The following is a 22,011-nucleotide window of genomic DNA, read 5'->3' on the forward strand; positions in this document are numbered from 1 at the left end:
GCATTTTCTAACCGACGTGAGCAACCCGACCGTCGCCGCCGATATCGCCGAGACCAAACGGTTTCTCCCGTGGATCGTCGCCACGGCGCTGTTCATGGAGAATCTCGACGCGACGATCCTCAACACCGCCGTGCCGACGATGGCCGCGAGCCTGCAAGTCGCGCCGCTGAGCCTGAAATCCGTGCTGACGAGCTACACGCTGTGTCTCGCGGTGTTCATCCCGGTCAGCGGGTGGATGTCCGACCGTTTCGGCACGTGCCGAGTGTTCACGTGGGCGGTGTGGGCGTTCACACTCGGTTCGCTGCTGTGCGGCTTCGCCCTCAACATCCCGATGCTCGTCGCCGCGCGTGTGCTGCAGGGCATCGGCGGCGCAATGATGACGCCGGTCGGGCGCATCGCGCTCGTGCGGACGTTCCCGAAATCCGAGATGATGGCCGCGATGAACTTCGTCGTCATTCCCGCACTCATCGGCCCGTTGCTCGGGCCGTTCGTCGGCGGACTCATCGTGCACTGGCTGCCGTGGCGGACGATTTTCTTTCTCAACCTGCCGTTCGGACTCATTGGCCTCTGGCTTGTGAAGCGGCACATGCCGGACTTCCGCAATCCGGACGTGCCGTCGCTCGACCGCACGGGCTTCCTGCTGTTCGGCAGCGGTATCGCGCTGCTGTCGTATGTGCTCGAGGTGTTCGGCGAACACTCGATGCAGACCGGCTCCGTGCTGTTCATGCTCGCGGTCGCACTCGTGCTGCTCGCCGGCTACGGCTTTCACGAGAGCCGCGAGCAACATCCGGTGCTCGAGCTCGCGCTGTTCAAGACACGCACGTTCAAACTCGCGGTGCTCGGCGGCATCCTCACGCGCCTCGGCGTGGGCGGCATGCCGTTTCTGTTGCCTTTGCTCTACCAGCTCGGCCTCGGCTACGCGCCGTGGCAGGCGGGTCTGCTCACCATGCCGCAAGCGCTCGCGGCCATCCTGATGAAGCTCATCAGTCAGAAAATTCTCGGACGCTTCGGGCACCGTCAGGTGCTCATCACCAACACGGTTTTGTTCGGCGTAACGATGATGGTGTTCTCCAGGGTGGACGGAGACACGCCGCTCCTCGCGATTCTCCTGCTGGCGTTCACGCAGGGATTCTTCTCCGCGCTCCAATTCACCAGCATGAACTCGCTCGTCTACGCGGACATTCCCGATCGCGAAGCCTCCATGGCCACCAGCATCGCGAGCACGGCGCAGATGATGGCGCTCTCGTTCGGCGTCGCCGTCGCGTCGCTCTGCGCCGCGTGGTTCCTCGGGCACGCGCCGCAGTCCGACCGCGCGCTCCTCATCCCGGCCCTGCACAAATCGTTTCTGGTGCTCGGCAGTCTCACCGTGATTTCCTCGCTCATGTTCTGGCGTCTGCACGGCGACGACGGCAATAACGTCAGCAACCGCCCGCGCGCCGGCGAGGACGAGGCCGTCGCCGCTTGAACCGCCGAGCGCTCAGTCGTGCTCGAGTCGTTTGCCGAGGCTGATTGCGCCCTCGATCGCGAAGCCGATGCGCTCGTAGAACGCGATCGCGGCCTTGTTGTCGGGCCGCACCTGCAAATTGATCTTCGGGCAACCCGCCGCGCGCAAGCGCACCTCGGCTTCCTCCATCAGACGGCGACCCAGTCCGCCGCGCTGCAATCCCGGCGCCACGCCGAGATAGTTGATCCAGCCGCGATGTCCCTCATATCCCGCCATCACGCTGCCAACGATTGCGCCGCGCTGCTCGGCGACGAGGAACCACTCGGGATTCACCTTGAGCTTGCGCGCGATGTCCTTGCGCGGGTCATTCTGCGGACGCGTGAGCCCGCACGCCTGCCACAGCGCCACGACCGCCTCGCTGTCGCGCGTTTCAAAACGACGGATGATCCACTCGGTTTTCACGGCGCGAGCGTGCGGATTTTCTCGTGACGGCAAAAGCCCAAAGCGCGATTGGGCCTCGCCGCGACGCGGTGCCGGGGCGACGCTGCGGCATGCCCTCCCTATTTCGCTTTCTGTTCGCCTGCGGTGCTGCGCTCGCGCTGACGCTCACGACGGTCGCGCAAACGGTGCCCGCAACCCGCACGCTCTACCTCGTGCGGCACGGCTACTACGACTACGTCGCGAGCGCAGATTCGAAAACAGCCAATGCACTCAACGCCACCGGTCGCGCGCAAGCGGAGAAGGTCGCCGCCTACCTAGCAGCGTTGCCGGTCAAATTTGCCGCGGTGACCTCGAGCGAGTTCACCCGCGCGCGCGAAACGGGCGATGCCATCGCTGCTCAGCTCGGCCTTGCTTGTGTCCGCGACAAATCACTCAACGAATGCACTCCGCCGGGAATCGGAGTGGCAGGAAAGGACGTGGACGCGGGCGCGACGGCGCAGCTCGAGCGCGCTTGGCAACGCTACGCTCATCCCGCGAAGGCCGGTGCGGCCAGCGAAGTGCTCGCGTGCCATGGCAACGTCATCCGCTGGTTCGTCTGCCGCGCGCTCGGCGTCGACCCCGCGCGTTGGACGAGAATGGAAATCGCCAACTGCTCGGTCACGATCATCCAGATCAACGCCGACGGCAGCACGCGCCTGCAGGTGTTCAATGACGTCTCGCACATCCCGCGCGAGCAGCAGACTTGGAGCGGACACGGTCCGGGCTGGCCGTTGCCGGCGCAAGCGGAGCGGCGTTGAATCCAGCGCGCCCTACCCGCGCAGCTCCATGTCCTGCGGCACGGTGCTGAGCGCTTCGGCGAGCGTGGTGAGGCCTTCCTTCACCTTGTAGATGCTGTCCTGGTGCAGCGTTTTCATGCCGCCGCGCATCGCGATCTTCTTCAGCTCCGCGGTCTCCATCTCCTTGTTGATGCCTTCGATCAATTCCTCGTTCGTCACCATCAACTCGTGGATGCCGACGCGGCCCTTGTAGCCGGTGCCACCGCACTTCGGGCAGCCTTTCGGATTGGGTTTGAAAATGTGTCCGCCGGTCCAGCCGATGGCGCGCTCCATGATGTCGCGCTCACGGCCGTCCGGCTCGTAGGCGACGCGACACGTCTTGCAGACGCGGCGCATGAGGCGTTGCGCGCAGACGCAGACGAGCGAGGACGACACCATGAACGACTCGATGCCCATGTCGGTCAGGCGCGCGATGGTGCTCGGGGCGTCGTTGGTGTGGAGCGTGGAAATGAGCAAATGGCCCGTGAGCGCGGCCTCGACGGCGATGTTCGCCGTCTCCTTGTCGCGGATTTCGCCGACGAGAATGATGTCCGGGTCCTGACGGAGAAAGGCGCGCAGCGCGGCGGCGAAGGTCAGGCCGATCTGCCGGTGCATCTGCATTTGGTTGATGCCGGGCAGCGTGTATTCGATCGGGTCCTCGGCGGTGCGGATGACGATGTCGGGCGTGTTGATCTCGTTCAGCGCCGAGTAGAGCGTCATCGACTTGCCCGAGCCGGTCGGTCCGCAGTGCAGGATCATGCCGTAGGGCTGGCGGATGCACTCGCGGTATTTGGCCAAATTCTCCTCGGTGAAGCCGAGTGCGGGGAGCGGCAGCGTGGACTTCTGCTTGTCGAGGATACGCATGACCACGCCTTCGCCATGGTTGAGCGGCGCGGTGGAGACGCGGAGGTCGATGTCGACGCCCTTCTTGTTGTATTGCTTGAAGACGATGCGGCCGTCCTGCGGCAGGCGGCGCTCCGCGATGTCGAGGTTGCACATGATCTTCAGGCGCGCGACGAGTGCGCCCGTGACCTTGGCCGGGAGACGGAGCTTTTCCTGGGTGAGGCCGTCGATGCGGTAGCGGACGACGAGGTCCTTTTCCTGCGGCTCGATGTGGATGTCCGACGTGCCGGAGAAATACGCGTCCTCGATGATGCGGTTGGCGAGCTGGATGATGGGCGCGGAGTCCTCGTGCGTGAGGTCTTCCTCGCGAATCTCGACTTCGTCCTCGGAAAATTGCGCGCCGAGCTGGTCGACGACGTCGGAGAACTGCACCTGTTCGGGCGCGTTGTCCTTCTTGAGCTTTTCCTTGATGTCCTTTTCCGCACCGAGGAGGCGCGCGACGCGCATGCCGGTCTTCTCGGCAATCTTGGCGGCGAGCTGGGTGTCGAAGGGATTCGAGAACGCGACGAGCAGCATGTCGCCGACCTGGCCGACGGGCAGGATCGTGTTCTTCTGGCAGAACTCCAAATCGATCTTCTCGAACGTGGCGTTGTGCAGCTTGTAGCGGCCGACGTTGAACGGCGTGAGGCCGAGCGCGCGGCACTTCGCGAGGTGGAGCGGGAAGGGCGTGACCTTGTGCTCGCTCTGCAGCAGCGCGTCGAGCTGGTCGCCGTTGAGGTCGTCCGGGTGGTTGACGACGGCCGCGCGCGCCTCGGCGCTCAGCTTGCCTAGTTCGACGAGCTTGTCGACGATGTGGGTCTGGACGCGTCCGAGCGGCATGTCAGGAAGCGGGGTGGGCCTGCGCGGCGGCTTCGCGCTCGGCTTGCTGACGGTCAAGGAAATCGGCGATCACGTCCATCGTGGTCGCGTGCCAGACGATGGGACCGCCGAGCTTCTTTTCCCAGGCCGTGCGCACGGCGGGGCTCAGGTAATAGGCCGTCGCGACGAGCCAGAAATCCTCCTCCTTGTCGTAGGGCACGGTCCAACTGGCCCAGCACATGCCGAGATCGAGGTGCTTGCGGATGTCGTCCGGCACATCGTAGTGGCGCAGGTCGACGACGCCGAGCTGGTGTTCCTCCATCACGGCGTGCAGCACGTCCTCCTCGCGCACGACTTTCCGCTCCAGCGCGAGGATGCCGAGCACCGAGGCCTGGCGGAGATCGCCCTGCCCCGCCAATTCGAGCACGCGCTCGTTGGCGGCTTCGAGGTCCTCGAACTTCACCAGGTTATGCTCGACGAGCGCCGAGCCGAGGAGGCGGTTGGCGCGCATGAGGAGGGGCCGATGTTCCGTCATGAGAGAGCCGACGTTGCGTTACGCCGCGGGCGCTGGCGATGCCTTTTGCTTTTTCCGCAGCTTCCGCACGCGTTTTAGCAGTTCTTTCCTAAGCTTGGGAATGCCGTCCTCGCTCAGGCACGAGATCGGGACGAGCTCCACCTTCTTGTAGCGCGTCTTGAACTTCTTGAGGTTCGCGACGGCGGCGTCCTCGTCCATCTTGTTCGCGGCGACGAGGCGCGGTTTTTCGAGCAGCGCGGGGTCGTAGAGCTCGAGCTCCTTGAGCAACTGCTTGTAGTCGTCGCGCGGGTCCCGGTTGTCGGTGCCGGCCATGTCGACGATGATCAGCAGCAGTGCGCAGCGTTCGATGTGGCGGAGGAAACGGTGGCCGAGCCCCTTGTTCTCGCTCGCGCCGGCAATGAGCCCGGGGATGTCGGCGAGGATGAGGCGGTCGTATTCCTCCTCGTATTCGATGATGCCGATCTGCGGTTGCAGCGTGGTGAAGGGATACGCGGCGACCTTCGGGTGCGCCTTGGTGATGAGGCCGGTGAGCGAGGATTTGCCGGCGTTCGGGAAACCGACGAGGCCGATGTCCGCGATGCTCTTCAGCTCAAGGCGATACTCGCCGAACGCGCCCGGCTCGCCAGGGCCGTGCTGGCGCGGCGCGCGATTCACCGAGGATTTGAAACGCGTGTTGCCGAACCCGCCCTTGCCGCCCTGACAGAGGATGAACTCCTGGCCGTCCTCGAGGATTTCGGTGACGACCGCGCCGGTCTCGAGATTGTAGACGACCGTGCCGAGCGGCACGCGGAGGATCGCGTTGCGGCCTTCGCGGCCGTTGCAATCCTTGCCCTGGCCGTGCTCGCCGCGCTCGGCGTTCCAGTGCGGCTTGTATTTGAAATCGATGAGATTGTTCTGGTCGTCGTCGCCGCGCAGCACGACGTGCCCGCCGCGACCGCCGTCGCCGCCGTTCGGGCCGCCCCACGGTTCGTATTTTTCGCGACGAAAGCTCACGCAACCGCGGCCTCCGTCGCCGGCGCGGGCTTTGATGGTGCATTCGTCGATGAACATGCCTCCCACGGTGCAGAATCCCGCGCGCTTGCCAAGCGGAGTTAGGCGCCCGACAGGCGACCGAGGAATTCCTGCCAAAGCGCCTGCCCCACCGGCCACGCCCCGAGATCGGAGTCGGAGTTGATGTGCCCCAGCCTTTCCAAGACCCGGAGTTCCGCGCCCCAGCCTTCCGCCCATTCCGTCGCCCGCGTCAGGCTCGCGTAAGGGTCGTCCGTGCTCGCGATCACCAGGGCTGGGAACGCCAAGCGCTCGCGCGGGATCGGGCCGAAGCCACGCAACATCGGCAAATCCGGCGCGCGCTCCACGTCCGACGGCGCAACGAGGAACGCGCCCGCGATCTTGCCGCCGCCGCAACGCACCGCGTGGCGCGCTACGGTAATGCAACCGACACTGTGCGCGACCACGACCGCGGGACCGGGCAACGCCGCGAGCGCGTGCTCGAGCGCTTCTTCCCACTCTTGCGGCGAGGTCGAGAGCCAGTCGGCCAGCGCCATCCGCGCCCACTCCGGATTCGCCACATGCCAGACGCGCATCCAGTGCCGCGGTCCGCCGCCGGAGTAACCCGGCACGAGCAAAACCGGAAAGCTCCCGGACATCGGGCTCAGACCGTCACCTTGATGCCGCGACGCAAGTAGGTCGGCACGTCGAGGTCCTGGCCTTCGAAGAGATTGCGGTCGGACTTGTCGAACGAACCGCGGTTCGCCGCGGGTTCGGCCACGCCGCCAAAGCCGAACTCCTCCTGTTGCGGCTTGTTCGGATCGTGCACCGCGGCTTTGGCGGACGCGCTGCTGGACCGCGCCGCGCGCTCGCGTTCGGCGGGCGCGGCCGACTTGGCTGGAGCGGACTCACCCTCCGCATTCTCGCTCGCGGCTGGCGTGCGCTCGGGGCGTTTCGCGGGCGTGTTCGGCTTGGCGCGAGTGAAAGTGCGGCCGCCGATGTCGGTCGCGCCGATGACGCAGACCTCGACCTTGCCCTGCAACGCCTCGTCGATGACCGCGCCCATGATCACGTGTGCCTCGCGGCCGAACTCCTCGGTGACGGCCGTCATGAGCTGGTTGACCTTGGTGAGGCTCAGGTCGGCGCCGCCGGTGATGTTGACCATCAGGCGGTCAGCCTTGCGGGCGAACTCGGGCGTGGCGAGCAGCGGGCAATTCTTGAGATCCTCGAACGCATCGTCGGCCGCGTTCTCGCCTTCGCCGGTGCCGAGGCCGAAGAGCGTCTTGCCGCCGCGCGTCTGGAAGGCGGTGCGCAGCGCCTGGAAGTCGACGTTGATCAGGCCGGTCTGCGAAAGCATGGCCCAGATGGATTTCACGCCGCGCCCCATCCACACGTCGGCGCGCGCGAACGAGTCGAGCACGCTCGTCTGCTCCGTGCCCTCCTGCAGCAACAGATCGTTGGAGAGCGGGATGACCGCGTGGCACTGCTTGCGGAGCTCGTCGAGGGCTTCCTCGGCCTGCTTGCGGCGGCGCCCGCCCTCGAAGCTGAAAGGCAGCGTGACGAACGCGATCACGAGCGCGCCGGCCTCGCGGGCGATCTCCGCCACGATGGGCGTCGCGCCCGAGCCGGTGCCGCCGCCGAGTCCGGCGACGAGGAACACGAGGTCGTTGCCGCGCACGACGTCGGCGATCTTCTCGCGGTCGGCGTCGGCGGCTTGGTAGCCGAGCACCGGATCGCCGCCGGCGCTGAGGCCGCGCGTGACGCTGGTGCCGATGAGAATCTTGTCCTGCACCGGCGAGGAACTGAGCGCCTTGAAATCGGTGTTGATGACGGCGAGTTGGAGGCGGTCGAGGTTCTCCATTTTCAGCCGGTCGACGGCGTTGGAGCCGCCGCCGCCGATGCCGACGAGCTTGATGCCGATGTCGCGATCCGTGAGGGCCTCGAGGGGAAGTTCGTTGTTCATCGTCGAGTCCTCAGCCGAAGAATTTGGTCAAGCCCGCGAAGATGCTGCCGCCCTTGCGGCGGGCGGGCACGTGGTGCTCCGAGGCGTGTTTGAAACCGAATTGGAAGACGCCGAGGACGGTGCTGAACATCGGGTCCTTCAACTCGTCCTTCACCCACGACGGTGCTTCGCCGCGCCGCACGGGCAGGCCGAACACGCGGCTCGCCGCTTCGTCGATGCCGGGCATCTTGGCCGTGCCGCCGGTGAGGACGACGCCGGCGCCGCAGTGCTCGACCGAGAGCTTCGGGCCGAGCTTCTTCTGCACGATTTCAAAAATCTCCTGCACGCGCGCGCTCGCGATCGTCTCGATCGCGCCGCGGGCGATCTGACGGTCGCCGAAGGACATGTCGCCGTTGAGCCAGACCTTGTCGGCCTTGTCGCGGGTCTGCACCGTGCCGCGGCCGTGGCGCAGTTTCAGCATCTCGGCTTGCGTGGTGGTGACGCGGAGACCGAGCGCGAGATCGTTCGTCACATGCTCCCCGCCGACGGGGAGCGTGCCGGTCGCGGCGACGTGGCCGTCGCGATAGAGGACGTAATCCGTGATGCCCTTGCCGATATCGAGCACGAGCGCGCCGTGGATGCGCTCCTCCTGCGTCGTGAGCAGCGCGCCGCTAGCGAGCGAGGAGAGCACGAGTTCGCGGACTTCGAGGTGATAGCCGCCGACGACGTGGATGTTGTCGCTCACCTTGCTCTCCTGGCCGTGCACGATCCAGTAACCGACTTCGAGGCGGTTGCCCGAAAGATGCTCGGGATCGGCCACGACGCGGCCGTCGAGGCGGAACGGCCGGCGCAGTTCATGGATGCGCGTGCGGCCAGCGGGGAGTTCCTTCTCCTTCGCGAGATCGCAGACGGTGGAGATGTCGAGCTGCGTGACGGTGTTTTCGGCCGACTTCACGTTCACCGAGGCCTCGTTGTAGAAGCCGTCCAAGTGCGGACCGGTCTGCGCGAGCCAGACCTCGTCGAGGCGGGCGCCGGCTTTCTTCTCGGCCATCTCGAGCGCGTGGTGCGCGGCTTCGGAGGCGGCTTTGTAGTCGACGACTTCGCCCTTCATCACGCCGCGCGACTGGGAGAGGCCGACGCCGATGATGTTGAGCGCGCGGCCGCGGGCGATTTCGCCGACGAGGACCGCGATTTTGCCGGTGCCGATTTCGACCGCACCGATGATTCTGCTGCCGTTAGAGATCACGTGAAGGTTTCCGTTTCGGAGAGGAAGAGGGAGAAATCTGGAACGCCGGCGCGAACGTGCCGGCCTGCGCCTGTTTCGTAAGTTGCTCGGGCGTCTGCGCGAGCTTCACCGGCACCTGCGGGCCGAGCGCGAGGTTGACCGACTGGATCTGCGGATCGGTGAGCGTGCGCTTGGTCTCGTCGACGATCATGTCGAGCTGCGCGATCTGGCGGAAAAAATCCTGCTTTGCGCTGAACACGATCTCGGGAATGTCCTGTGCCTTGACCGCGATCTCCTCGTGCGTGGCGAGACGCGCGAGCGAAACGAAGAGCCACTCGCGATAAAGGTGCGGCGCCTGCAGTTGCGCGGTCGTGAGCAAATCGGAGACCTGCTTCATGCCGTCGATCGGCGCGTAGCCCTGGCCGTCTTCGGTGCGGCGGAGGCGGAAATCGGCCAGCCACGGGAGCGTCGCGAGCAGCGCCTTGTCGTAGCCGACGCCTTCGTAGACCACGCCGTCCTTGGCGACGAGCAGCTGCTTTTTCTCGAGCCGATCCTCGACCTGGATGCGCGCGACCGGCGTGCGCTCCTGGAGATTGATGACGAGCGTATCCGGGAAGTTTCGCGTGAGCACGGCGACGCGCACCTGGCCGACGGCGATCAGCTTTTCGCGCAGCGCGGCGAGGTCGAGGGCCATGAGGGTCGTGTTGCGCGGCAGGGCCAGCAGGCGTGCGGCCCAGTCCTTGCCGAGCACGCCGTCGGTCACGACCACGATATCCTTCACCGGCTCGCTCTTCACGGCGGAGGCGATGGCGGCGCGATCGTTTTCCCAGGTATGCACCATCTCGTAGATGCCCCAGCCCGCTGCGCTGGTGAGCGCAACGAGAGAGACGACTTTCAACCACGCGATCTGGCGCCGCCGGCGACCGCGGGCGGACATCGCGCGCGGCGTCACGTCCTGGCGAATGGTGCGCCAGGAACGCTCGGACGCGGCGTTGTCCTTTTCCTCGCTCATTTCTTCGTAGTGGCGCCGGCGAGGCGCTCGAGGGCGGGCGCGACCAACTCGCGGCAAAGCGCGTTGAAATCGAGGCCCACGCAACGAGCGCTCATCGGCAAGAGGCTCGTTTCCTTCATGCCGGGCAGCGTGTTGATTTCCAGCAGATAAAGTTCGCCGTCCGGCGTGAGGATGAAGTCGACGCGCGCGTAGTCGCGGCAGCCGCAGGCGGCAAACGCCGTCTCCGCCGCGCGCTGCACCTCGGCGGTCTGTTCCGACGAGAGCGGCGCCGGCGCGGTGTATTCGGTCATGCCCTTGGTGTATTTGCTCGTGTAGTCGAACACGCCCGACTTCGGCGTGATCTCGACCACGCCCATGGCGCGGCCGCGGAGGAGGCCGACGGTGAGCTCACGGCCGGCGATGCGTTTCTCGATCACCCAGTCGCCGTGGCGAATGCCGGCGATCGCGATCTCGAGACCGGCGCGCGTCGTGATCATCTGCAAGCCGACGCTGCTGCCCTGCCGGTTCGGCTTCAACACGACCTGTTCGCCGAGTTCGTCGGACAACACGGACGCCTTCGGCTTGCTGGTGACATCGAAGGCGCGGCCCGGCGCGACGCGCACGCCCATGGCCGAAACCGCCTGACGCGTGCGCCACTTGTCGAAACACAGTTCGCTGCTCTTCGCATCGCAACCCGCATAGGCGACGCCCGCCTGCTCGAGCAGGCGCTGCATGCCGCCGTCCTCGCCGAACACGCCGTGCAGCGTCGAGAACACGACGTGGCGCCGCGGATCGAGGTCCGCCGGCAGTGCGTCGGCCTCGATGTTGAACAACTGCGTCGGGAACGACGCGGCCATGGCCAGCGCGGCGGCCTTGCCGGAGCCGAGGGAGACTTCGCGTTCAGGTGAAGTGCCGCCCGCGAAGACGGCGATGGTGGGAGAGGAGTTCATTTTGGATTTTGGAATTCGGATTTTGGATTGGTCGTGCAACGGACGGTCAGCGCGGCAAACGCGCGTCGCAGGAAGATAGGGCTTGGAAATTCGCGAATCGAATCGGACCAACGAAGTCGCAGCAAATCGCACACACGCCAGCCAATCCAAAATTCACAGCACCTTCCTCCAATCTCCGCCGAACAGCATCACTTCGGGCTCGAGGTCGATGCCGCGCGCGGCTTTCACGCGGGCGCGGACGACGCGCACGAGCGCGACGATGTCAGCGGCGGTGGCGCTGTCTCGGTTGACGATGAAATTGGCGTGCACGCGCGAGACCTCGGCGCCGCCGACGCGCTCGCCCTTGAGTCCGCACTCGTCGATGACTTTGCCGGCTGAAGTGCCGGGCGGGTTCTTGAAGATGCAACCGGCGCTCGGCTCGCGCGGCTGCGATTCCTGGCGTTTCTTCGTGTAAGTTTCGATCTGCTGCTTGATCGCCGCGGCATCCGTGTGCTGACGCGGCAGGAGGAAGGCGCCGAGAGCGACCGCGGTCTCGAGCTCCGCGCAATGCCGGTAGTCGACGTGCATCGCGGCCTTTTTCATCACGCGCTTTTCGCCGGCGAGCGTCATGAGGTGAACCTCGTCGACGACATCGAACGTCCAACCGCCCATCGCGCCGGCGTTCATGCGCAGCGCGCCGCCGACGCTCGCGGGGATGCCTTCCATGAACTCGAAGCCCGAGAGGCCGGCCTTCGCCGCGAGGCCGCAGAGATTTTTCAGTCGCAGTCCGGCGCCAACCCAAACGCGGCCGTCCGGCTGCGGTTCGAAGGCCTGCCAATTCGGGTGCGCGAGGCTGATCACGAGCCCGTCGACGCCTTCGTCGGGCACGATGAGGTTCGAGCCACGTCCGAGCAGGTAAACCGGCAGGCCGCGCGCGTGCGCCGTCGCGAGCAAGGTGGCAAGGTCCGCCGCGTTCGCCGGCTCGGCGTAGACGCGGGCCGGGCCGCCGACGCGCATGGTGGTCTTCGGCGCGAGCGGTTCGCGTTCGACGAGCTTCGTCGCGCTGTCGAGCGAAGGACGCACGGCGGCGAGGAAGTCGGACCAGGAAGCGGAGACGCCCGTGCTCATCAGGAATGCGACGCCGGCGCCGGCGTGTGCCGCAGGTGGCGGCGCGGCGGGAGGCGTTGGGCGAGTTCCTCGAGGTCCGTGACGATCGTCGCGACGGCGTCCTCGTGCGCCATGCGGTGCAGGTTCTCGCGAAATTTGTTCAGCAACCAGTCGTTGAACAGCACGTCGAAGACTTCCTGTCGCAGCAGCGACAGCGCGTTCTGATCAACGACGAGTCCCCCGCCCTGCTGCTCGAAATAGCGCGCGTTGGCCCACTGGTGGTTGTCGGCGGCGAAAGGATACGGGATGAGCACCGCGGGCGCCTCGCAGCGGACGAGTTCCGCGATCGTGCCGGCGCCGGCGCGACTGACGACAAGGTCCGCGGCGGAGAGCAGCGTGCCGACGCGATCGGTGAAGGGCTCGAACCAGGCGCGGACGACTTCGCCTTTTTTGGAGCGCAGTTCGCGCACGGACGCCTCGCCCTTGCCGAGGCCAGTGACACACCAAACCTGCACGCCCTCGCCGGCCAGCGCGTCGAGATTGTCGAGCACCCATTGGTTCAAATTGCCGGAGCCTTGGCTGCCGCCAACGATCACGAGCAATTTTTGCGTCGCGTCGACGCCGAGCTGCGCGCGCGCGTCAGCGCGCGAGAGGCGCACGACTTCCGGGCGCACCGGCAGACCGGTGTGGCGCACGAGCAAGCCGAGGCGGCCCGGCAAACGCACGCCGGGCGGCAGATAGAGGCGCTGGGCGAAACGCGAGAGCAGGCGCACGGCGCGACCGGGGATGCGGTTCGCCTCGTGGAGCGCGACGGGAATGTCGAGAAACCGCGCCGCGAGCGTGACGCCGGCGTTGGTGAAACCGCCGAAGCCGACGACCGCGTGCGGCCGGAACGCCGCAAGGTATTTCAGCGAGAAGACCAACCCGTGCGTCTGCTTGAACACGCAGCGCGCGAGCACATCCGGCCGCAGGCCGAAGGGCGCGCCGGGGACGGCGGCGGTCGTGAGATGCGGGTATTTTTCCGCGAGCCGCGAATCGACCTTCTTGTGCGAGATGAAGAGGCGCACGTCGTGGCCGCGCGCGCGGAGGGCTTCCGCGAGCGCGATGCCCGGCGCGAGATGTCCGCCGGTGCCGCCGCAGGCGATGAGGAAACGGCTCATGCTTCGATCTCCGCCAGCGCGCGCTTGCGCTCGAGCGGCTTCGGCCGTTCCCACGTGCGCGCGGTGTTGATGATGACGCCGATGAGGAAACCCATCAGCAGGAGATTGGAGCCGCCGGCGCTGATAAACGGCAGCGACATGCCCTTCGTCGGCATCATGCCGGTGACGACCATGAGATTGATGATCGCCTGGAGACAGATCAGCAGGAGACAGCCGGTCACGAGGAGAAACTGGAACAGATTCGGCGCGCGGCGCACATGCCTCAGCCCGGCGACGAACAGCGCGACGAAAAGAATCACGGTGAGCAGCGTGAAGATCAGCCCCATTTCCTCGCCCATGATGGCGAAGATGAAGTCGGTGTGCGCCTCGGGGAGGAACGACTGCTGTTGCCGGCCGTTGCCGATGCCGACGCCGTCGACGCCGCCGGCCGCGAAGGCGAGGATCGCCTGCCAGAGCTGATAGGCGCCTTCGCTGCGATTCGCCTCGACGTCCATGAACGCCGTGATGCGGCGCAGGCGGTTCGGGTTGTGCAGCACGAGCAACACGAAACCCATGAGCGCGAACGCGACGCTCGGGAGGATGAACTTGAGGCGCCCGCCGGCGAGGAAGAGCAGAATCATGCCGACGCTCGCGCAGAGAAACGCGGTGCCGAAATCGGGCTCGATGATGATCAGGCCGGCGAAGAGTCCGATGCCGAGACACGGGTAGATGAACCCGCGCTTGATGTCCTCCATCTTGTTCTGGTTGAGCGCGAGGTAATGCGACAGCGCAAAGACCATCGCGAGCTTCGCAAACTCCGAGACCTGCAGGCGGGTGAAGCCGAGGTTCAGCCAGCGCCAGCTGCCCTTCACGTTGACGCCGATGTGCGGGATGCGCACGAGCACCAGGCCAAACAGGGTCGCGCCGGCGAGGATCCACGCGAACCGCCGCATGCCTTCCAGATCGAGTCGCGCCACGACCCACGCGATGCCGATGGAGAGCGCGAGGAAGATGAGTTGCTTGAACAGATACGACTGCGGGCCGCCGAGCGCACGCGAGCTGGCGCTGAACAGCACCGTGAGTCCCATGGCCAACAACGCGGCCACACACACGAGAATGACGCTCGCGGGAGTGATCGTGAGGTGGCGGCGGGGAGAGGAAGGTGGCGCGTCGCTCGAACTCACGGAATCACGCTTGGAGGGACGCAGTCTTGCTGCGCCCGAATGCATCGCGCGTCCAACGGGCGCAGCAAGACTGCGCCCCTACTCCGAAAATTGGCGAGAGAGCGGCCACGACGCACAACGCTTGATCAGCCCTTCGGCGGCGTTTGCGTCTTCGCGTCGTCCACCTTGATCGTCGGCACGTCAGCCGGTTGGTCCTTCAAGCCGGCGTCGAGGTCCTGGCCGGGAGGCGGCGGGGCGATTTCGAAATGCGGTGCGGTGCTCACGGTCGGCTCGGCGGCGGGCTGCGTCGCGGGCGTGTTGGCCGCAGCCGCGGCCTTCGGGGCGCTGGTCTTCGGAGCCGAAGTCTTCGCCGCGGTCGATTTTTGCGGGACCGACTTGAAGCCCGGGATGACGAGTTTCTGGCCGGCGCGAACCTTGGTCGGGTCGGTGATGCTGTTGGCGGCGGCGAGTTCGCCGACGGTCACCTGATAACGGCGCGCGATCGTGCCGAGACTTTCGCCGGATTGCACGACGTGCGTGACGGCGTCGGAGCTGCGCGTCGGCGCGGGCGCGACGGGTGTGGTGGCGGCCGACATGCTCGGAGCCGGTGCGGCGGCGAGGTCCTTCGGGACAACTTTGCCGGGGATGATGAGCTTCTGGCCGGGCTTCAAGGTCGCGCCGACGGCGAGGTTGTTGGCCTTGGCGAGCTCGGCGACGGTCATGTGGTTCTTCTTCGCGATGCTCCAGAGGCTGTCGCCGCGACCGACGCTGTAGGTGCTGACGGGCGCGACTTCCTCGGCGGGCTTCGCGGGCGTCACGGCAACGGCGTTGGGCGAGCCGGGGCGCGTGGGCTCGGCGCGACCGGGCTGCGTCGCGGGCGCGTAAGCGATGCCGCTGGTGTCGGCGGGCGCGGGATTGTAGGCGACGGGGGCGCCCGTCTCACCGCTGGCGGTGGGCACGGTGGCGTCCGGCGTCGGAATATTGCGCGGGCTCGATTGGCAACCCGGGCTGGCGAAAATGAAGATAAACGCGAGCAGGTGCACGGCGACGACTGCTCCGAAGATCTGCAGGATTTTCATGGGCGAAGTATGGGTCTGGGATTCGGCGATTTGCTATCTAAAAATGGGTCGCGGACGGAGGTTTGCGGGCGATTGACGAATCGCTCGCGAGACCCGCCGCGACGCGGGCGCTCACGGGTCGTTGCGCGGCGTGTCGAGGGTGAGCAGCGCCTGGACGATGAGGAGGGCGACGATGACGAGGACGAGGGTCATGGAAAACGAGCAGGTGTCCGTTAACAGCAGTGGTTGGTTCCGGTTAAGGTGATGGATAAAGAACCTGTCAGCGGACTCCTGCGAAAGTGCGGGCGGTCTTCAGCGGCAGCTCGGGCAGCGTCACGCCGCGGCGGAGGCGGCGGAGCTTCGCGGCCGAGCGAACGAGCGGCTTATGGAGAAGCAAAAGACCGGCGTGGGAAATTTCACGAAAGCTGGGCGAGAGATCGGAGCTGAAGTCGACGGGCATGGTTTTTCGGGGGTTAGCGGAGTTTCAGCGTGGCCAGGCCGACGAGGGCGAAGCCGAGGGAGAGCACCCAGAAGCGCAGCACGACCTTGGTCTCGGGCCAGCCGAGCTTCTGGAAATGGTGGTGAATCGGCGCCATGCGGAAGAGCCGGCGGCCCTCGCCAAAGCGGCGCTTGGTGAACTTGAACCAGCTCACCTGGAAAACGACCGACAGCAGTTCCATGACGAACACGCCGCCGATGATCACGAGCGTGAACGGCTGGTGGATCATGAACGCGATGACGCCGATGAGGCCGCCGAGTGCGAGCGAGCCGGTGTCACCCATGAACACCTCGGCTGGATGCGAGTTGAACCACAGGAACGCCATGCAGCCGCCGATCAACGCGCCGCACACGACGGTGAGCTCGCCAGCGCCGGGAACGTGGCTGAGCAGCAGGTATTCGGAGAAGATGTGATTGCCCGCGATGTAGGCCATGATGCCGAGCACCAGCGCGACCGTGATCGTGCAACCGACGGCAAGGCCATCGAGGCCGTCGGTGAGGTTGATCGCGTTCGAGAAACCGACGATCCAGAGGTAAATCAGCACCAGCAGCAGCCACCACGGCATGTGCGCGATGATGGCGTCCTTGAAGAACGGCACCCACAGCTCGCGGATTTTTTGGGCGCTGGTCGGATGCCAGAGCAGTGCGGCGAGCGCGACGCCGGTGGCGAGCGACTGCCAGCCGATCTTTTCCCAGGCCTTGATGCCGTCCTTGTTCTTGTGAACGACCTTCAGGTAGTCGTCGCGCCAGCCGGGAACGGTGAGCGCGGCGTAGACGAACAGCGCAACGAAGACCCAGATGTTCGGCCGCGCCCAGAGCGCGCTGCTGAGAAAGACGGAGAGAAAGATGATGAGCCCGCCCATCGTGGGCGTGTGCTTCTTGTCGAAGTAAGTCGCACCGAGCGCGCCCGTGCGCTCGTCGATGTAGCCGTGGCCGAATTTCAGCTCGCGGAATTTGCGAATGAGCAGCGGCCCGATGATGAAGCCGATGAGCAGCGCCGTGGCCGAACCCATGATGATGCGGAACGTCTGCGATGCGAACAGGCGCAGCGGTCCGAAGTATTGCTCGTAGTCGGCGAGGTAGCTCAACATGGCTCAGTGCGTGGCGGCGTGGGGATCGAGGATGGTTTCGAGGCGATAGCGGCGGCTGCCTTTGAGGAACGCGGCGCCCTTGAAAGTCGCGAGGCGCGCGCGGACGGAGGCGACGTCGGTGACGACCGCGATCTGTGCGGGGTCGTTGCCGTTTTCGAGGAGCCCTTCGCGCAGCGCGGCGGCGTGTGTGCCAATCGTGAAGAGAAAATCGCCCGGGCGGAGCAGGATCGTGCGACCGAGCTGCTGGTGAAACTCCGCCGCCTGCGGGCCGAGTTCCTCCATGCCGCCGAGAACGTAGAGGCGTGGGAGCTCCGGCCGCGCGAGGCTGGCGAACGCCGCGATGGCGTCGGCCATCGAGGCGGGATTGGCGTTGTAGAAATCGCAGTAAACCTCGGCCTCCCCCACCCGCTGCATCTCGCCGCGCCACTTCGACGGCTGCCACGTCGCGAGGCGTTGCTGCAGCGTGGCGTCGTCGACGCCGAGCTCTGAGGCGAGCGCGAGCGCGAGCGCGGCGTTTTGCGCCATGCCGCCGGAGACGCGGCGCAGGATGAACGTGCGCTTCGCACCGAGCGTGACCTCGGTGCGGTCGGGACGATGGAGGACCGTGAAGACCAGCGTCCGACCGTCGACGCGCACCATCGCCTCGTTGGCCGGCACGAGCACCAGCGGGTGCGCGAGATGGCGGAACGGCTCGTATTGCCAGCACGACACGGGAAACACCTGTAAGCCGCCGGCGCGAACCTGAGTGAGCAGCTGGACTTTCTCCGCCGCGACGCCTTCGAGCGAACCGAGTCTCTCGAGGTGTGCGGGGCCGACGAACGTGACGATGCCGTGGTCGGGCTGGATCATGTCCGCGAGATCGCGCATTTCGCCGGGCATGTTGATGCCGGCCTCGATCACGGCGGCGCCGTGCGCGGCGGGATCGAGCTGCGTGAGCGTCAGAGGGACGCCGATGAAATTATTGAGGTTGCCCTGCGTCGCGAAAACCGACGGCGCGCCGCCGAGGAGCAGCGTGACGAGATCCTTCGTCGAGGTCTTGCCGGCGCTGCCGGTGATGCCAATGACGCGCCCGGGGAACGCGCGGCGATGCGCGGCGGCGATGGCTTGGAACGCGCGCAGCGGATCGGTGACGACGAGTTGCGGGAGCGCGGAGTCGGGAATCTCGCGCGCAACGAGCGCGGCGGCGGCGCCACGCGCGGCGGCAGCGGCGAGGAAGTCATGGCCGTCGCGCTGGTCGGTCTTCAGCGCGACGAAAACCTGACCGACCGTCAGCGTGCGGGTGTCCTGATTGAAGCCCGAAAGCGACGAGACCGGCATCGTTGTCCAACGACCACCGGTCCACGACGCGAGCGACTGCGGGTTGAACTCACGCATGGTGATTGCTCGCGAGGTTGATGGCGCCGAGCTGCAAGGCGCTCGCGCGGTCGGTTCGTTTGCGACGTGGCGCGCGTTGTCCGCGCACCCAAGTCGCCGCCGGTTTGACGGTGTCGGTCGCCCCGGCCTTGGGCGCGGAGCGGGAAGAATTGTCTTTGGCGTGGTTCACGGGCTCAGACCGGCTTCAGCTGCTTGATGCCGATCAGTTCGCGGGCGACCTGTCGGTCGTCGAACGGCACGACAGTATCCGCGAGTTCCTGGAAAGTTTCGTGGCCCTTGCCGGCGATGAGCAGGCAATCGCCCTCGCGTGCGGCGTCGAGCGCGAGGCTGATGGCGCGACGGCGGTCCTCGACGAAGGTGATCTTCGCGGCCGCGGTGACGCCGGGTTTCATGTCGGAGAAAATCTGGAGCAGCGGCTCGTTGCGCGGGTTGTCCGCCGTGGCGAACGCGGCGTCGGCGAACTCCTGCACGGCGGCGGTCATGAGCGCGCGCTTGGCGCGGTCGCGGTTGCCGCCGCAGCCGAAGACGACGAAGAGCCGGCCCGGCGTGATCGCCTTGAGCATGCTCAGCGCGTTGCGGAGGGCGTCGTCGGTGTGCGCGTAGTCGACGAGCACATTGAACGGCTGGCCGGCATCGATGCGTTCCATGCGGCCGGAAACGCCGGCGAAGGACTTGAGGCGCTTCGCGACGATCTGCGGATCGCGGCCGAGCGCGTAGCAGGCGGCGAAGGCGGCGAGGAGATTGGAGACGTTGTAGCGGCCGATCAGCGGGCTCTCGATCTCGGCGCGGCCCTCGGGCCAGACGAGTGTGAAGGTGGCGCTTTGGAACGAGAGACGGACGTTCTCGGCGCGGATGGTGGCGTCGGATGCTTCGCCGAAGGTGACGAGCTTCATGCCGGCGGGAACTTCACCCGCGAGGCGGCGACCGTGGGCGTCGTCGAGATTGATCGCGACGGCGCGCGGCGCGGGCGCGGTCTCGCCGCGGAAGAGGCGCGCCTTCACCGCGAAGTAGGCGTCCATCGAGCCGTGGTAATCGAGGTGGTCCTGCGTGAGGTTGGTGAACACCGCGACGCCGAACTGCATGCCGAGCACGCGCTGCTGATCGAGGCCGTGCGAGCTGACCTCCATCACGGCCTGGCGGCAGCCGGCGTCGCGCATTTGCGCGAGCATGCCGAAGAGGTCGAGCGCCTCCGGCGTGCTGCGATACGACGGCACGACGCGCGCGCCGAGGTCGTAGTTGACCGTGCCGATGAGGCCGACGCGCTGGTGGTCGGTGGAGAGCAGGTGCTTCGCGAGCGCGGCGACAGTGGTCTTGCCGTTGGTGCCGGTGACGCCGACGAGATCGAGCGAGCGATCCGGGAACTTGAAGAAGCGCTGCGAAACGCGCGCGAGGGCGCGGCGGACGTCGGCGACCTGCACGTAGGTGACACGCTGCGAGGTGATGGCGGGAATTTTTTCCGCGATGATGGCGACGGCGCCGCGATTGACGGCTTCGTCGATGAAGAGATTGCCGTCGGCGCGGCGGCCCTTGATGGCGAAGAAGAGGTTGCCGTGCATCACGCGGCGGCTGTCGAGCGCGAGGCCGGAGATGGGGCGGTCGAGATCGCCCTTGCTCGCGACGATTTCATCGTCGTTGAGGAAGTCGGAGAGCTGCGGGGCCATCTTGAAGATTTGTTGGGACACGCGGTCGACCGGGCGGCGGCGGGTGGCCGGCAGCGAGCGGAAGGCCGCGATGAGCGGATAGTTGGGCGTGAGATAGCCGATCATTGGGCGGCTCCGGTCAGCGCGAGCGCGAGGCGGGACGGCGTGCGCACGGGTTTGATGTCAAGGTATTGGATGAGTTGTTCCGCGACGTGCTTGAACGACGGCGCCGAGACGGCGCGGCCGTAGGCCCGGCCGCCGGTGACCTTGGCGTCGTCGACGATGACGGAGAGGACGACCTGCGGGCGGCTGGCGGGAAAGAAGCCGACAAAGGAGGCGACGTAGCGGCTGTTGGAATAGACGCCGTCGATGATTTTCTGCGAGGTGCCGGTCTTGCCGGCGACTTCGAAGCCCTCGATGTCGAAGCCGGCGGCGGTGCCGCCTTCCTGCACGACGCCGTGGAGCATCTGCGCGAGCGTGGCGGCGGTGCTGGGCTTGAGGACCTGGGTGCGTTTCTCGGGTTCGAAGCCGCGGACGATTTTACCTTCTGGGTCGCGGATTTCCTTGATGATTTGCGGGCGGAGCAGCGTGCCGCCGTTGGCGACGACGCTCATGGCCATGTGGATTTGGAGCGGCGTGGCGGCGACGGCGTGGCCCATCGGCATGCGCGTGATGGTGAGGCCGTCCCACTTGGCGGGCGGTTCGAGGATGCCGCGGACTTCGCCGCCGAGGCCGAACTTCGTCGCTTCGCCGAAGCCGTAGAGCTTGGCGTATTCGTAGAAGCGCTGGGCGCCCATCGCCATCGCGATGTGCGCGGCGCCGCGATTCGAAGAATGGCTGACAATTTCGCGCACGGAGAGCGTGCCCATCGTGTGGTCTTCCTTGGGCAGGCGACGCTCTTTGCCGTCGATGATGACGGTGGGCGCTTCGCAGTCGAAGGTGGTGGTCGGCTGAACGGTGCCGTCGTTCAGGCCGCCGCCGGCGGCGACGATCTTGAAGGTGGAGCCGGGCTCGACGATGTCGGTGACGGCGTTGTTGCGCTGGACGTCGAGCGGGGCCTTGAAGAACTCGTTGAGGTTGTAGCTCGGCCAGTTGGCCATGCCGAGAATCGCGCCGGTCTGCGGGTCGCTGACGATGATGGTGGCGAACTTCGGGTTGTATTTGCCGGCGATGGTCTCGAGTTCGCGCTCGATGATGTTCTGGATGACGGAATCGATGGTGAGGACGACGTCGTTGCCGTCCTGCGGATCGACCTCGCGGGTGCGGAACTGCGCCATCTCGCGGCGCGCGCCGTCCTTCTCGGACTCGATCCAGCCGTCCTGGCCCTTGAGATAGAGATCGAGGTGCTTCTCGGCGCCGGTGACGGGAATGTTCTCCTTATTAATGTAGCCGAGGACGTGCGCGGCGAGCTGGTTGCCCGGGTAGACGCGCTTGTAGCCGCGGGAGCCGTAGATGCCGCGGATCTTGAGATCCATGATCTTGTCGTAAACGGCTTCGTCGACCTCGTCGGCGAGCTTCACGTAGCGGACGCGTTTGTCCTTCACCGCTTCGTCGCGCGAGGCGAGCGCGAGCTGCGAGGCGGCGATGGACTTGCGGAGCGTCTTGTCGAGCTCGAGGTAATTGGTGTTCAGCAGGCGCGCGAGGTCGGCCCATCTGGCGCTGTCGGCGTCCTTGAGCATCTCCGGGTCGGCGCCGAGGACGATGTAGGAGCGCGAGGTGGCGAGGACGTTGCCCTTGGTGTCGAGGAGCGCGCCGCGACGGGCGTGCTCGACGACGATCTGGCGGCGGGCCTTGTTCACGAACTTCAGCAACTCGTCGCGATGGAGCACGTGCAGGTAGACGAGTCGTCCGCCGACGGCGGCGAAGAACCCGAGCACGCCCACGGCGAGGAGCGTCATGCGGAAGTTGGAGGCAAAGCCCTTGGACATCGC

21 protein-coding genes are annotated in these 22,011 nt (G+C 66.3%); 2 read left to right on the forward strand and 19 right to left on the reverse strand.

Annotated elements, in window-relative coordinates:
- Window positions 1-94 precede the first annotated feature (94 nt).
- A complete protein-coding gene (locus tag KF715_03985; protein MBX3735828.1) occupies window positions 95-1,465 on the forward strand; it encodes a DHA2 family efflux MFS transporter permease subunit in 1,371 nt (456 codons plus the stop codon).
- Between the two features lie 12 nt (window positions 1,466-1,477).
- Here KF715_03985 and KF715_03990 read toward each other — a convergent pair whose 3' ends face one another.
- Complete coding sequence (locus KF715_03990; GenBank protein ID MBX3735829.1) at window positions 1,478-1,891, reverse strand: GNAT family acetyltransferase; 414 nt, start codon at window positions 1,889-1,891, stop codon at window positions 1,478-1,480.
- A gap of 104 nt (window positions 1,892-1,995) precedes the next feature.
- On the opposite strand from KF715_03990, the gene KF715_03995 reads away from it, so the two are divergent.
- Window positions 1,996-2,682, forward strand: a complete 687-nt coding sequence (locus tag KF715_03995; protein MBX3735830.1) for a histidine phosphatase family protein — start codon at window positions 1,996-1,998, stop codon at window positions 2,680-2,682.
- Between the two features lie 12 nt (window positions 2,683-2,694).
- On the opposite strand, the gene KF715_04000 is transcribed toward KF715_03995, so the two are convergent.
- The 18 genes from KF715_04000 to KF715_04085 form a co-directional block, all read right to left on the reverse strand.
- Entirely contained in the window at window positions 2,695-4,422 is a 1,728-nt protein-coding gene (locus tag KF715_04000) for a type II/IV secretion system protein (GenBank protein MBX3735831.1), read from the reverse strand.
- Between the two features lies 1 nt (window position 4,423).
- Window positions 4,424-4,912, reverse strand: coding sequence for a hypothetical protein (locus KF715_04005; protein ID MBX3735832.1), 489 nt, complete (start codon window positions 4,910-4,912; stop codon window positions 4,424-4,426).
- Between the two features lie 42 nt (window positions 4,913-4,954).
- On the reverse strand, window positions 4,955-5,986 hold the full coding sequence (gene obgE / locus KF715_04010; GenBank protein MBX3735833.1) for a GTPase ObgE: 1,032 nt from the start codon (window positions 5,984-5,986) through the stop codon (window positions 4,955-4,957).
- A gap of 41 nt (window positions 5,987-6,027) precedes the next feature.
- Entirely contained in the window at window positions 6,028-6,582 is a 555-nt protein-coding gene (locus tag KF715_04015) for a serine hydrolase family protein (GenBank protein ID MBX3735834.1), read from the reverse strand.
- A 5-nt stretch (window positions 6,583-6,587) separates the two neighbouring features.
- A complete protein-coding gene (ftsZ, locus tag KF715_04020; protein ID MBX3735835.1) occupies window positions 6,588-7,886 on the reverse strand; it encodes a cell division protein FtsZ in 1,299 nt (432 codons plus the stop codon).
- Between the two features lie 10 nt (window positions 7,887-7,896).
- Window positions 7,897-9,108 carry a cell division protein FtsA gene (gene ftsA / locus KF715_04025; protein MBX3735836.1) on the reverse strand — a complete coding sequence of 404 codons (1,212 nt, stop codon included), beginning with the start codon at window positions 9,106-9,108 and terminating at the stop codon, window positions 7,897-7,899.
- Window positions 9,101-10,102: an FtsQ-type POTRA domain-containing protein gene (locus KF715_04030; GenBank protein ID MBX3735837.1), complete on the reverse strand. Its 1,002-nt coding sequence runs from the start codon at window positions 10,100-10,102 to the stop codon at window positions 9,101-9,103. Before KF715_04030 ends, ftsA begins: the two co-directional genes overlap by 8 nt.
- On the reverse strand, window positions 10,099-11,031 hold the full coding sequence (locus tag KF715_04035) for a D-alanine--D-alanine ligase (protein ID MBX3735838.1): 933 nt from the start codon (window positions 11,029-11,031) through the stop codon (window positions 10,099-10,101). The genes KF715_04030 and KF715_04035 overlap by 4 nt, the downstream gene beginning before the upstream one ends.
- Window positions 11,032-11,184: 153 nt before the next feature.
- Window positions 11,185-12,138, reverse strand: coding sequence for a UDP-N-acetylmuramate dehydrogenase (gene murB, locus KF715_04040; GenBank protein MBX3735839.1), 954 nt, complete (start codon window positions 12,136-12,138; stop codon window positions 11,185-11,187).
- Window positions 12,138-13,277: a UDP-N-acetylglucosamine--N-acetylmuramyl-(pentapeptide) pyrophosphoryl-undecaprenol N-acetylglucosamine transferase gene (locus tag KF715_04045; GenBank protein ID MBX3735840.1), complete on the reverse strand. Its 1,140-nt coding sequence runs from the start codon at window positions 13,275-13,277 to the stop codon at window positions 12,138-12,140. The genes murB and KF715_04045 overlap by 1 nt, the downstream gene beginning before the upstream one ends.
- Entirely contained in the window at window positions 13,274-14,485 is a 1,212-nt protein-coding gene (locus KF715_04050; GenBank protein ID MBX3735841.1) for a cell division protein FtsW, read from the reverse strand. The genes KF715_04045 and KF715_04050 overlap by 4 nt, the downstream gene beginning before the upstream one ends.
- An 80-nt stretch (window positions 14,486-14,565) precedes the next feature.
- Window positions 14,566-15,498, reverse strand: a complete 933-nt coding sequence (locus KF715_04055; protein ID MBX3735842.1) for a LysM peptidoglycan-binding domain-containing protein — start codon at window positions 15,496-15,498, stop codon at window positions 14,566-14,568.
- 259 nt (window positions 15,499-15,757) lie between these two features.
- Window positions 15,758-15,937, reverse strand: coding sequence for a hypothetical protein (locus KF715_04060; GenBank protein ID MBX3735843.1), 180 nt, complete (start codon window positions 15,935-15,937; stop codon window positions 15,758-15,760).
- 13 nt (window positions 15,938-15,950) lie between these two features.
- Window positions 15,951-17,066: a phospho-N-acetylmuramoyl-pentapeptide-transferase gene (mraY, locus tag KF715_04065; protein ID MBX3735844.1), complete on the reverse strand. Its 1,116-nt coding sequence runs from the start codon at window positions 17,064-17,066 to the stop codon at window positions 15,951-15,953.
- A 3-nt stretch (window positions 17,067-17,069) separates the two neighbouring features.
- Window positions 17,070-18,440, reverse strand: a complete 1,371-nt coding sequence (locus tag KF715_04070; GenBank protein ID MBX3735845.1) for a UDP-N-acetylmuramoyl-tripeptide--D-alanyl-D-alanine ligase — start codon at window positions 18,438-18,440, stop codon at window positions 17,070-17,072.
- Complete coding sequence (locus KF715_04075) at window positions 18,433-18,609, reverse strand: hypothetical protein (GenBank protein ID MBX3735846.1); 177 nt, start codon at window positions 18,607-18,609, stop codon at window positions 18,433-18,435. The genes KF715_04070 and KF715_04075 overlap by 8 nt, the downstream gene beginning before the upstream one ends.
- A gap of 4 nt (window positions 18,610-18,613) precedes the next feature.
- Window positions 18,614-20,206: a UDP-N-acetylmuramoyl-L-alanyl-D-glutamate--2,6-diaminopimelate ligase gene (locus tag KF715_04080; GenBank protein MBX3735847.1), complete on the reverse strand. Its 1,593-nt coding sequence runs from the start codon at window positions 20,204-20,206 to the stop codon at window positions 18,614-18,616.
- A complete protein-coding gene (locus tag KF715_04085; GenBank protein ID MBX3735848.1) occupies window positions 20,203-22,008 on the reverse strand; it encodes a penicillin-binding protein 2 in 1,806 nt (601 codons plus the stop codon). The genes KF715_04080 and KF715_04085 overlap by 4 nt, the downstream gene beginning before the upstream one ends.
- Window positions 22,009-22,011: the final 3 nt, after the last annotated feature.

It is taken from the genome of Candidatus Didemnitutus sp. (genome assembly GCA_019634575.1).
GTDB lineage: Bacteria > Verrucomicrobiota > Verrucomicrobiia > Opitutales > Opitutaceae > Didemnitutus.

Bases quoted from the DNA above. Each gene is read 5' to 3' on its own strand.
- KF715_03985 (MBX3735828.1), top strand. From the start codon at position 95: ATGGAGAATCTCGACGCGACGATCCTCAACACCGCCGTGCCGACGATG.
- KF715_03995 (MBX3735830.1), top strand. From the start codon at position 1,996: ATGCCCTCCCTATTTCGCTTTCTGTTCGCCTGCGGTGCTGCGCTCGCG.
- KF715_04000 (MBX3735831.1), bottom strand. From the start codon at position 4,422: ATGCCGCTCGGACGCGTCCAGACCCACATCGTCGACAAGCTCGTCGAA.
- KF715_04005 (MBX3735832.1), bottom strand. From the start codon at position 4,912: ATGCGCGCCAACCGCCTCCTCGGCTCGGCGCTCGTCGAGCATAACCTG.
- obgE (MBX3735833.1), bottom strand. From the start codon at position 5,986: ATGTTCATCGACGAATGCACCATCAAAGCCCGCGCCGGCGACGGAGGC.
- KF715_04015 (MBX3735834.1), bottom strand. From the start codon at position 6,582: ATGTCCGGGAGCTTTCCGGTTTTGCTCGTGCCGGGTTACTCCGGCGGC.
- ftsZ (MBX3735835.1), bottom strand. From the start codon at position 7,886: ATGAACAACGAACTTCCCCTCGAGGCCCTCACGGATCGCGACATCGGC.
- KF715_04030 (MBX3735837.1), bottom strand. From the start codon at position 10,102: ATGAGCGAGGAAAAGGACAACGCCGCGTCCGAGCGTTCCTGGCGCACC.
- KF715_04035 (MBX3735838.1), bottom strand. From the start codon at position 11,031: ATGAACTCCTCTCCCACCATCGCCGTCTTCGCGGGCGGCACTTCACCT.
- murB (MBX3735839.1), bottom strand. From the start codon at position 12,138: ATGAGCACGGGCGTCTCCGCTTCCTGGTCCGACTTCCTCGCCGCCGTG.
- KF715_04045 (MBX3735840.1), bottom strand. From the start codon at position 13,277: ATGAGCCGTTTCCTCATCGCCTGCGGCGGCACCGGCGGACATCTCGCG.
- KF715_04050 (MBX3735841.1), bottom strand. From the start codon at position 14,485: ATGCATTCGGGCGCAGCAAGACTGCGTCCCTCCAAGCGTGATTCCGTG.
- KF715_04055 (MBX3735842.1), bottom strand. From the start codon at position 15,498: ATGAAAATCCTGCAGATCTTCGGAGCAGTCGTCGCCGTGCACCTGCTC.
- KF715_04060 (MBX3735843.1), bottom strand. From the start codon at position 15,937: ATGCCCGTCGACTTCAGCTCCGATCTCTCGCCCAGCTTTCGTGAAATT.
- mraY (MBX3735844.1), bottom strand. From the start codon at position 17,066: ATGTTGAGCTACCTCGCCGACTACGAGCAATACTTCGGACCGCTGCGC.
- KF715_04070 (MBX3735845.1), bottom strand. From the start codon at position 18,440: ATGCGTGAGTTCAACCCGCAGTCGCTCGCGTCGTGGACCGGTGGTCGT.
- KF715_04080 (MBX3735847.1), bottom strand. From the start codon at position 20,206: ATGATCGGCTATCTCACGCCCAACTATCCGCTCATCGCGGCCTTCCGC.
- KF715_04085 (MBX3735848.1), bottom strand. From the start codon at position 22,008: ATGTCCAAGGGCTTTGCCTCCAACTTCCGCATGACGCTCCTCGCCGTG.